The 10,701-nt window shown below is 60.5% G+C and carries 4 protein-coding genes, 1 tRNA gene and 1 CRISPR repeat array; of the genes, 4 read left to right on the top strand and 1 reads right to left on the bottom strand.

From position 1 onward, the window contains the following. The first annotated feature begins 3 nt into the window (after nucleotides 1-3). Nucleotides 4-1,618: direct repeats of the CRISPR family, unit length 27 nt; unit sequence TGTTCCCCGCGCGAGCGGGGATGAGCC. Between the two features lie 165 nt (nucleotides 1,619-1,783). Beyond that, on the bottom strand, nucleotides 1,784-2,515 hold the full coding sequence (locus HMPREF2630_RS07545; RefSeq protein WP_049343449.1) for a nicotinamide mononucleotide transporter: 732 nt from the start codon (nucleotides 2,513-2,515) through the stop codon (nucleotides 1,784-1,786). A gap of 450 nt (nucleotides 2,516-2,965) precedes the next feature. Here HMPREF2630_RS07545 and HMPREF2630_RS07550 point away from each other — a divergent pair, with 450 nt between their 5' ends. The 4 genes from HMPREF2630_RS07550 to HMPREF2630_RS07565 all read left to right on the top strand — a co-directional run bounded on the left by HMPREF2630_RS07550 (nucleotide 2,966) and on the right by HMPREF2630_RS07565 (nucleotide 10,489). After that, nucleotides 2,966-4,051, top strand: coding sequence for an S-layer homology domain-containing protein (locus HMPREF2630_RS07550; protein ID WP_049343450.1), 1,086 nt, complete (start codon nucleotides 2,966-2,968; stop codon nucleotides 4,049-4,051). A 349-nt stretch (nucleotides 4,052-4,400) separates the two neighbouring features. Continuing rightward, nucleotides 4,401-7,388 carry an LPXTG cell wall anchor domain-containing protein gene (locus HMPREF2630_RS07555; protein WP_049343451.1) on the top strand — a complete coding sequence of 996 codons (2,988 nt, stop codon included), beginning with the start codon at nucleotides 4,401-4,403 and terminating at the stop codon, nucleotides 7,386-7,388. Between the two features lie 556 nt (nucleotides 7,389-7,944). Further along, nucleotides 7,945-10,146, top strand: a complete 2,202-nt coding sequence (locus HMPREF2630_RS07560; RefSeq protein ID WP_070484249.1) for a DUF5074 domain-containing protein — start codon at nucleotides 7,945-7,947, stop codon at nucleotides 10,144-10,146. A 267-nt stretch (nucleotides 10,147-10,413) separates the two neighbouring features. Then, a tRNA-Glu gene (locus HMPREF2630_RS07565) sits at nucleotides 10,414-10,489 on the top strand. Nucleotides 10,490-10,701 lie beyond the last annotated feature (212 nt).

Here is a 10,701-nt window from a genome sequence, read left to right on the forward strand (position 1 = left end):
GACATGTTCCCCGCGCGAGCGGGGATGAGCCGCCTCCGGCGACTATGCACGGCGTGCCGGTGGTATGTTCCCCGCGCGAGCGGGGATGAGCCGCGCGCCTGCGCCTGCTCAATAGTGGACGCGGCATGTTCCCCGCGCGAGCGGGGATGAGCCGTAAAATTGAGGACGTTCTTCCGATTGCGGCTCATGTTCCCCGCGCGAGCGGGGATGAGCCGAACCCTCTAGCGACTATCGTGAAGAACGCCGAATGTTCCCCGCGCGAGCGGGGATGAGTCGTGGGACGAAGAGACCAAGCGATCTTTGATTGAATGTTCCCCGCGCGAGCGGGGATGAGCCGGTTGCCCTTAAATACGGTGTACGAAGACATGTATGTTCCCCGCGCGAGCGGGGATGAGCCGTCGCGGCCAATCGTCGCGAGACGCGAGCGCGTATGTTCCCCGCGCGAGCGGGGATGAGCCGTCCGTGTAAGCAGACATGATTTTTCCTTATATATGTTCCCCGCGCGAGCGGGGATGAGCCGTCTGGTACACATCTAGCGCGGGTTTCCCTGACATGTTCCCCGCGCGAGCGGGGATGAGCCGCTGGCGATGGTGGAGACAGGGTTTTTGGCGTAATGTTCCCCGCGCGAGCGGGGATGAGCCGGCGCGGGTGGAGGCTTGGAGCATCTCGGCGGCATGTTCCCCGCGCGAGCGGGGATGAGCCGAGCTGTGCAAGCACCAGCTAGCGGATTGCAAGATGTTCCCCGTGCGAGCGGGGATGAGCCGGGCCGGGCGTTGGTGAGGGATTGGCGCGACCATTGTTCCCCGCGCGAGCGGGGATGAGCCTGGCGACGACTGGTCCGGCCGCGTCGGACTGGTATGTTCCCCGCAGTAGCGGGGATGAGCCGACCTTACCCCAGAAATCTGCAAGGGCAGTAGGATGTTCCCTGCGCGAGTGGGGATGAGCCCTCGGCTAACATCATGGTCGGTGAGGTGCGCGGGTGTTCCCCGCGAGAGCGGGGATGAGCCCTGGAGCAACTGGGTACGTTGACCGCCCAGATGGTGGTCCCCGCGCGAGCGGGGATGAGCCGCGGAAGCTGCGGCTGAGGGCGAAGTGTACGTCGTGTTCCCCGCGCGAGCGGGGATGAGCCGACCGCCAAAGGATGCCGCTACCCCTCAGCCTCGTGTTCCCCGCGCGAGCGGGGATGAGCCGTGCGGGGCGTAGTGGGTGAAACAGCGCGGTCCGTGTTCCCCGTGCGAGCGGGGATGAGCCGTCGATTGTGATTTCTGGTGAGCCTGGTGATGGGTGCTCCCCGCGAGAGCGGGGATGAGCCGCAGAAACCGCCGGGGTTACCGGGGTTAATTTTGTGCTCCCCGCGCGAGCGGGGATGAGCCTGACTTCAAGGCTGATGAGATGCGTGACCTGGGATGTTCCCCGCGCGAGCGGGGATGAGCCCACTGAAGCGCCCGACCTGACTAAGTTCAAGTTGTGTTCCCCCGCGCGAGCGGGGATGAGCCGCAGGACGGCGAAACCCTGGGCATTCTCATCCCGTGTTCCCCGCGTGAGCGGGGATGAGCCTACGCTGAGTGGCGTGCAGCAGCTGACGGTTCAGTGTTCCCCGCGTGAGCGGGGATGAGCCCTATATCAAGGGCAATATTGAAAGGCTCTCAACGTATTCCCCGCACTCGCGGGGCACAGGTAAAGCCCCTCGGCCCGCAGCAGTAAGCTACAGGTCGAGGGGCCTCCTCATGCATTAGCGTTAGCTGGTAGAAAGGTCAGCGCCCGAAAACTAGGGAACCGCCCCCTACGCCACCATCGCCTCCTTGGCCGCGGTGCCGTTGCGGGTCCACAGCAGGAACGCCGCCACGCTGTTGATGATGTAGAAAATGTACTTGCCGACGTTCGCAAAGTTACCCTGAGTCAGCGCCTTCACGCACTGCACGGTGTTGTACAGAGCCCAGAACTGCCACTGCATCGTCAGCTTCAAGGCGTTCAGAATGTTGGCCGACAGGGACAGTCCAAACACCACGGTCGTGATCCAGAACAGGAAGGTCATCTGGCCGCGGTAGCCGATATAGTTCGCAGTCAGGGAGAACGCGAACGAACCCGTCACAATGCCGGCGATAATCAGCTGACCCTTCGCGCCGGTCGGCGGTTCCATGGCCTTGCCGCGTTCGGAGTTCTGCCACCTACGAATTGCGAAGGTGTACACGATAAAAGTCACCGGGTAGGTGATGATTGCCGCCTTGTTGCCCAGAATATAGTCAATCGCGCCAGACAACGCCGTGTTAATAATGCCGAGCACGTTACCGACGTTTGAGAGGCGGCCGGTCAGGCGGGTGGACATCATTGAAATGCCCACGTTAATCACGGAAATAACGCCGAAGGGGATGAGGCTCGTCATTGGGCCCCAGTTAACGTACTTGGCGAGGTTGGTGTTCAGGTATCCAGACCCGATAGCGATGGCAATAACCAGTGCCACGCCGAAGAGGTCGGCGTAACGCGACTTGGCGAAGAAGATAAGTGCCTTATCCACAAAAACTCCTTTGGGATGGGTGTGTTAGCTCGCCGTTGAGTGGTACCACAACGGTGATAAGGTTGTAATAACTATAACTCTCGAGCCTAGAGACACGCCAAAAACACACCAAACCGGTGCTATTTGTAACGCGATTCACTTTTGAGGGGCTGTAGATTGATTCGGGGCTTGCGGGTTGAATCGGGGAGGCGGGTTGATGATTCTCACGCCCCCTAGCGTCACATAATTCGCCAAACCCTCGAATAAACTCGAACCTTAAGGTATTCTTGATAGCTGGGTCAGGAACCACGCCGGTCTCACTCACTGCGCATCCGCCCGGCACTCACCCTCCGCGTCTCACTCACGCTCAACAGGGAATCGCGTATCGGCCTCACTCACCGCACACGCTATTGCCGCGCCTCCTGCCACCCGTAACTCACTCAACTCAAACGACAAGTGAATAGGACAATCATGCCCTTCCTCAACAATCGACTCTCACGACGATTCTTCCTGAAGGGTGCCTCCGCTGCCACCGCAGCAGGCGCCCTCGCACTGCAGGCCCAGGCTGCAAACGCAGATGAAGCCCCCAAGACCGCCGAGTCCCCGGCCGCCGCCGAGGAGACCAAGGGTCCGCGCCTCACCATCCAGCGCGCCACCATCACCGAAGACGGAATGACCGTCAGCTACACCGCGCACGGCCTGCGTGAACTCCTCGCCGAAGGCACCACCCTGACCGTGCGCCACGGCTACGTGCGCGATAACTCCTTCGAAACCCTGCGCTCTTGGCCGCTCACCCCCGAATTCAACGGTGGCGAAGACACCTTCAGGGGAACCGACCTGTTCCCCATCGAACTCATTCAGCCCGAGGGTGTGGACCACGCCCTGCAGCTGGATATCTGCACCGACCCCTGGGGTCAGGAAATCGCCCACCAGGTCGCCGCACGCATCCCCGTGGCCGAAACCAAGATCCTGAAGACATCCTTCGAAGACGTGCCCGGCAACCACCCCTACGCCGACGACATTCGCGTGGCCAACCAGAAGAAGTGGCTGCTGCCCAACCCGCAGACCGGCGCCTTCGAGCCGGACCGTGCCGTCACCCGCGAAGAGGTCATCGCCCTGCTCAACCGTGCGGCGGGTCGTCCCGGCGTGAGCGAGAACTCGGAAGTCGCACCCTACGCGGATGCGGTAGACCGCCCCGCCGCGAACGCCCTGCACTGGGCGCGCGACCGCAAGATTGCTGAACCGATCGCTAGCGGCGAGCGCATCGACCCGACTGCCCCGATCTCGCACGAGGAGCTGGCGGCGGTGCTGTACCAGTACAACACCGAGGTGCAGCTCTCTGAGCTGGAGGATGCCTTGGGCTCCCGTTTCCGCGATGTGCTGGGTGCGGGTCCGCTGCACCGTTACGTTGCGTGGGCTGGCGCGAACGATATCGTGCTGGACTCTTCGGGTGAGTTCAAGCCGACCGCCCCGACGACCCGCGCGGAGCTGGCTCGCTTCATTCGCCGCTACAAGCTGCAGAACCTGCTGTTCCCCGATTTCTCGTATGTCTCCTAATTTTTAGCTATCCCTGGCGTTGCGCGCTGGGTAGCGTGAAACCCCCGTCTTCTGGCTTTTGCTGGAGGCGGGGGTTTTGTTGTGCGGGTTTAGCGACAGGCTGTGCCTGGCATGTGAAATTTTTGCGTCATATATACCTGAAATCTTGCAAAAACCTAGGAGCTAAGTAAGTATTACCTAGAAGGTAAATTAATGATTGCCTTACTTAATACTGTGTGAAGGCTAGTTCACTCCTTGTGGGTGCACGAAACACCCGCCGCATAAGGCAGAAAAACACGGCGCCTCACCGCCCCTCAAACAGGGGAGAGGCACCCCTTCACACGCCACCCACACGATAAAGGACATACATATGAACCTCGCATCGAGCAAGGTATTCAAGGGCCTCGCCGTTGGCTCGCTGGCACTGGCAATCTCGGGCGTTGCCACCATCCCCGCATCGTTCGCGGCGGACCCCGCCCCGGCGGCAAGCCAGAGCAGCGACGCTCGCACCATCGCAGACAAGGCCATGGCGAAGATTACCCAGGGCCTGCCCGGTCAGTTCCAGGTCGCTTACTCTAAGAAGACCAACAAGATTTGGGTTGCGGGCACCGCGGACCGCGACAAGCACGTCTCCACCATCGCCCGCATTGACGCGAACTCCCTGAAGATTGAGGCCGTCGCCGAGCTGCCTATCATCAAGAACGACAAGGGCTACCAGTACGATGCGGCCTACGGCATCACCGTTGACGACGTGGACGGCACTGTCTGGGTCACCAACACCACCGACAACTCCATTTCCGTGTACGACCAGGAAACTCTGCAGCAGACCTGGACCACCGCCGGTATCGCGGAGACCGATCCGAACTGGATTGAGCACCCCCGTTCTGTGCTCGTCGACCACGAGTCCGGCAAGGCGTTCGTCACCGGTCGCTTCTTCGTCTCCGCTATCGATCTGAAGACCAAGCAGGTTGAGAAGATTCAGCTTGAGGGCGCACCCGATGGCGGCACCCGCTACATCAGCATGAACATCCTGGTTGACGGCGGTAAGCTGTACGTGCCCGAGCGTACCGGCGGCAAGATTTTCGTCGTCGACACCAAGACTTTCAAGGTGGAAAGCACCTTTGACACCAAGGGCAACGCTGAGGGTGAGGTTCGCCCCTCCGACATCGCGATTGACCACTCCCAGAACGAAATTTACGTCTCCTCCCAGGGTGTGAAGGGCGCGAACTCCGGCGTGTCCATCTACGATGCGACCACCCACGAGTTCAAGAAGTTCATCCCGGTCGGCACCCAGGCGCTCTCCCTGGATAACGACGAGGCGAACGACCTCGTGTACGTCTCTGACTTCGGCACCGGCAAGGTCGGCGTGATTGACGGCGGCGCGGCGGACAAGCTGATTGCCGAGGTCGCCATGAACGGCGGCAAGGCAAACGACCTGGTTGTGCTGCCCAACGGCTCCGTTGTCGCTGTGGACAAGCAGGCTGGCGCAACCGCAACCGTGCCCTACGTGCTCGATGGCACCACCGGCACCGTCAGCACCTCGGACAAGGTCACCAGCAAGCCCGGCAAGGACCGCCAGGGCAACGACGTACCCGCAGCGACCACCGATATTCAGGCGAACTCCATCCTGAAGTTCAAGGTCACCGCAACCGCAGGCGACAACTCCGAGGTCAAGCAGGTCACCCCCGAAACCCGCGAGTTCCAGGGCTACCCGGCAACCGCCACCAAGACCACCAAGGCAACCGACACCACCACCCCCTCCACCGAGGCACACCGCACCGTGGATGCATCCGGTAGCGTCGCAAATATCATTCAGGGTCTGCCCGGCCAGTTCCAGGTTGGCTACTCCAAGAAGAACCACAAGCTGTTCGTACCCACCGTGGGTGCACGCGGCGGCCTCGCTTCCTCCCTGGCACGCGTGGATGCAGACACCCTGCAGACCGAGGCCTTCGCCGAGCTGCCCGTCAAGCAGAACGACAAGGGCCAGTACGGCTACACCTCCGCGTACGGCGTGACCGTCGATGACGTGGACGGCACCGTCTGGGTCACCAACACCACCGACAACTCCGTGGCAGTGTACGACCAGCAGACCCTCAAGCTCATCTGGACCAACGAGGGCGTGAAGGAGGGCGACCCGAACTGGATTGAGCACCCCCGCTCCGTTCTGGTTGACCACGAGTCCGGTAAGGCATTCGTGACCGGCCGCTTCTTTGTCTCTGCTATCGACCTGAAGACCAAGCAGGTTGAGAAGATCCAGCTCGAGGGTGCCCCCGACGGCGGCACCCGCTACATCAGCATGAACCTGTTCCTCGATGGCGGCAAGTTGTACGTGCCCGAGCGCACCGGCGGCAAGCTCTTCGTCGTGGACACCAAGACCTTCAAGGTTGAGAAGACCATCCAGACTCAGGGTGAGGATTCCACCGTTGAGGTTCGCCCCTCCGACGTTGCTGTGGACCACTCGCTGAATGAGATTTACGTATCTTCCCAGGGTGTGAAGGGCGTCAACTCCGGTATCTCCGTGTACGACCTGACCACCGGCGAGTTCAAGAAGTTCGTCAAGTTCGGCACCCAGGCGCTCGCTCTGGAGCACGATGAGGATAGCGACCTGGTGTACGTGACCGACTTCGGCACCGGTAAGGTTGCGGTCTTTGACGGCCGCACCGACGAGGTGATTGGCGAGGTCGAGATGAACGGCGCCGCCGCGAACGACGTGACCCTGCTCAAGGACGGCTCCGTGCTGGTCCTCGACAAGAAGGACCGCGACGAGAAGGTCACCCTGCCCTACGTGCTCAACGGCACCACCGGAGAGATTAGCACCGCCAGCGAGTACACCACCCTGCCCGGCAAGGATCGCCAGGGTAACGACGTGCCCGCATCGGTTCAGCAGCTGAAGGCCAACTCGATTCTGAAGTTCAAGGTTGGTCTGAAGGACACCGCCGAGAGCGTGGCTCCCGTGACCCTCACCCCGACCGCCCTGCAGTTCGCGGGCTACCCGACGGTGACCGGCGTGAAGGCCGAGGAGTCGAAGCCGACTGACCCGAAGTCTGAGGACGCTAAGAAGGATAGCTCTTCGACCCCCGCTCCCTCGCAGTCGGCCGATTCGGTCACCGACGCGAAGGATACTGCGAAGTCCGATGCAAAGACCGATAGCAAGAGCGATTCTCGGGACGAGCTGAACCCCTCCAAGGGTGGCGTGAAGGCCGATCTTTCCGGTTCCTCGCAGGCTCAGCGCGAGGGTGGCTCCTCGAAGGGTACTCTGGCCAGCACCGGTGCGAACGGCGTGGCCGGCCTGCTGGCCGTGGGTTCGGTTGCCCTGCTGGGTGGCGCGGCCATTCTGGTTCGCCGTCGCAAGGCCTAAGCTGTAACCGCCGACTTGCCATAAGGAGGCGGTGAGTAGCAACATTCAGCGGCCACTCTGAGCCGCTGCGTGAGGCGGGCTCCCGGCCCCGCCGTAATCGTCGAGATTGCGGCGGGGGAGGGGCCCGCCTTTTGCGCGTATTGGGTGCGTTCGCACGAACGGAAAATCGATATCGTTGAGGTAAGAATAGTGCATCGGAATAATGTACCGGGTGAAGCAAATTTTTACATTAATGTGTAAATATAAGAGCTAATGAATATCAGGCTGACCAGGGTTTTTGCCTCCCGGGGAAGGTAAATCTCCCTCTAAGGGTTCAACGTTCACGTGATGCTCAAGGTAAATTCGCGGGATGCGCCCAAAAATATTGAACACACCCTCGACATAGCTTGTATTTTCCTGGGAAAACACTGAGGATAAGAGGGTAGGTAAATTTATGCATTACTTGCGCTTCTGCTCCCGCTGTTGTTGAGCGTGTCACCGCACGCTCACGAGGTGTCTCGTTAGCACCTCGACGCGGCAGTGGAGTACTTCCGTTACATCTCTACAAGGACACACATTGAACCTCACTCCTTCTTCGGGTAAGGCGCTGAAGGGTATCGTTGCTGGCTCCCTCGCGCTCGCCATTTCCGGCGCGTCCATGATTCCTGCCTCCTTCGCAGCGCAGAACACCGCGCAACCGACCACGACCCAGTCCGCTTCCTCCTCCGACGCAGAAAGCACTGAAAGTCGCGTCGTAGATGTCTCCGCATCCACCGCCCAGATTACTCAGGGCCTGCCCGGCCAGTACCAGGTGGCCTACTCGCAGGCGCACCACAAGATCTGGATGGTTGGCGTGGGTGGCAGTAGCAACCTGGCCTCCACCATCGCGCGTGTCGATGCAGACACCATGAAGATTGAAGAAGTAGCGGTCCTTCCCTTCGAATATGACGCAAACGGCCAGTTCGGCTACGTTTCTGCGTACGGCATCACCGTCGATGATGCCAACGGTACCGTGTGGGTCACCAACACGACCGACAACTCCCTCTCCGTGTTCGACCAGGAGACCATGGAGCAGATTTGGACCAGTCACGGCATGTCCCAGGCCGATCCGAACTGGATTGAGCACCCCCGCGAGGTCCGCGTGGATAACGCATCGGGCAAGGTGTTCGTGACCGGCCGCTACTACGTCTCGGCTATCGACATGAAAACCTTCGAGGTCACCAAGATTCAGCTGCAGGGTGCACCCGACGGCGGTACCCGCTACATCGGCATGAACGTGGCCATCGACGGCGACAAGCTGTATGTGCCCGAGCGCACCAGCGGCAAGCTCTTCGTGATTAACACCAAGACCCTGAAGACCGAGCAGGTCATCCAGACCCGGGGCGAGGACTCTTCGGTTGAGGTTCGCCCCTCCGATGTGTCCATCGATCACTCCCAGAATGAAATTTACGTATCCTCTCAGGGCGTGAAGGGCGTTAACTCCGGCATCTCGGTGTACGACCTGAAGACCGGTGCGTTCAAGAAGTTCGTCAAGTTCGGCACCCAGGCCCTGGCCATGGTCAACGATGAAGAGCGCGACCTCGTGTACGTCTCCGATTTCGGCACCGGTAAGATTGCTATCTTTGATGCCAAGACCGACCGCGTGATTGGCGAGGTCGAGATGAACGGCGGCAAGGCTAACGACCTGACCCTCGCCGACGACGGCTCCGTCGTGGCCGTGGACAAGCAGGACATTGAGGGTGCAACCGCCTCCGTGCCTTACGTTCTCGACCCGAAGACCGGCGACGGTTCGACCACCGACAACTACATGTCCAAGGCTCGGGTTGGCCGCGATGGTAAGACCATCCCCTCCACCCGCGAGGTCCTCAAGCCGAACTCCATCATGAAGTTCCACGTCGAGCTTGCCGACGGCGAATTCACCTCGCCCGCAACGATTGTTCCTTCCAAGCTGGCCTTCCAGGGTTACCCGAAGGAAGCGCTGCCCGTGATTATCGGCCCCACCCTGAACTTCGCGGAGGGCACGATTGACATCACTCGCCCCTACACCTTCCATGTCACCGGCACTGATTTTGATAAGCCCCCGGCCGAGGGTATTCGCCTCTTCCTGGTTAAGGACGGCGAGTGGCTTCCCGGCAACGACAAGCTGACCGACAGCGAGTTGCAGAACATCCAGAAGATCTCCACGGTTATTCCGGCCAGCGACTTCGTGTACAACGAGAAGACCGGTAAGTACTCCTTCAGTGGCACCCTGCGCGTACCGGCAAACACCTTGAAGTACGGCCAGGGCTACCTGCTCGGCACCGTGACTGCCGGTTCCGACGTTGCTATGAACCGCGACTACGATTCGGCTCGTGCGCTGATTGTTAACGATGTTCAGGAAGACGCGGATAAGGCTGATAACCGCGCCACCTCGGATGACTCGAGCAAGCCGAGCCAGCCCGCAGAGTCGCCTGCCGCCCAGCAGCAGGATAACGCTCAGTCCAAGACTGCTGACTCGAACGCCCCTGCCGCACAGGAGCAGATGGGTTCCACCGTGAAGACTCCCGCGAAGAAGAGCTCTTCGTCGCAGCCGGCCTCGAACTCTTCTTCCTCGTCTCAGTCCTCCTCTCAGTCGAAGGGCTCTAACGCTCAGGTAAATGCCTCCGCGACGAAGTCCTCGACCCAGAGCGGTTCGCTGGCTAAGACCGGTGCACAGAGCGTTCTGAGCCTGGCTGCCGTGGGCGCTTTCGTCCTGATTGCCGGCGCCACCCTGGTGGTGCTGCGTCGCCGTAAGTCCTAGCCTGTAACGGTATCTGACCGGTTCTTATCGGTCCTTCCGGATGCGCCCCGTACCGAGTGTGCGGGGCGCATCCGTTGTATGGAAGCTTGTGAGGAGGCGGGCGGATGCGGATTTGGGGGAGCGGCCGGCAGTATCTTCTGTGATGGCAGGAATCAACATTAGATAATGTGTTCCATTTCACCTGATTTCGATTTGGTCGTTTCGTGGAACCTCTGTATAGTAGTATGTGTTGTCAGGGAGACCTGATAAAAGAGATGTAAATCTCACGGCCCCATCGTATAGCGGCCTAGTACTCCGCCCTCTCACGGCGGCAACACCGGTTCAAATCCGGTTGGGGTCACCACTAGGAAAAAGCCTTGGTTCTTCGGAATCAAGGCTTTTTGTTTTTTAGCTTATTCGCCAGAGGTCTCTGGCTTTGCGGTGCCGCCGTGAGCCTCTCACGGCGCCGCTCCTTACGTCGCGGCACTGCGGGGCATGATGGATTTCCTCGCGCGCTCGGCATCATGCCCCGCCACTTCTTGCGGCGTGGCATTCGGACGCATAATGAATTCCCTC

It is taken from the genome of Rothia sp. HMSC072B03 (assembly GCF_001809565.1).
GTDB classification, from domain to species: Bacteria; Actinomycetota; Actinomycetes; order Actinomycetales; family Micrococcaceae; genus Rothia; species Rothia mucilaginosa_A.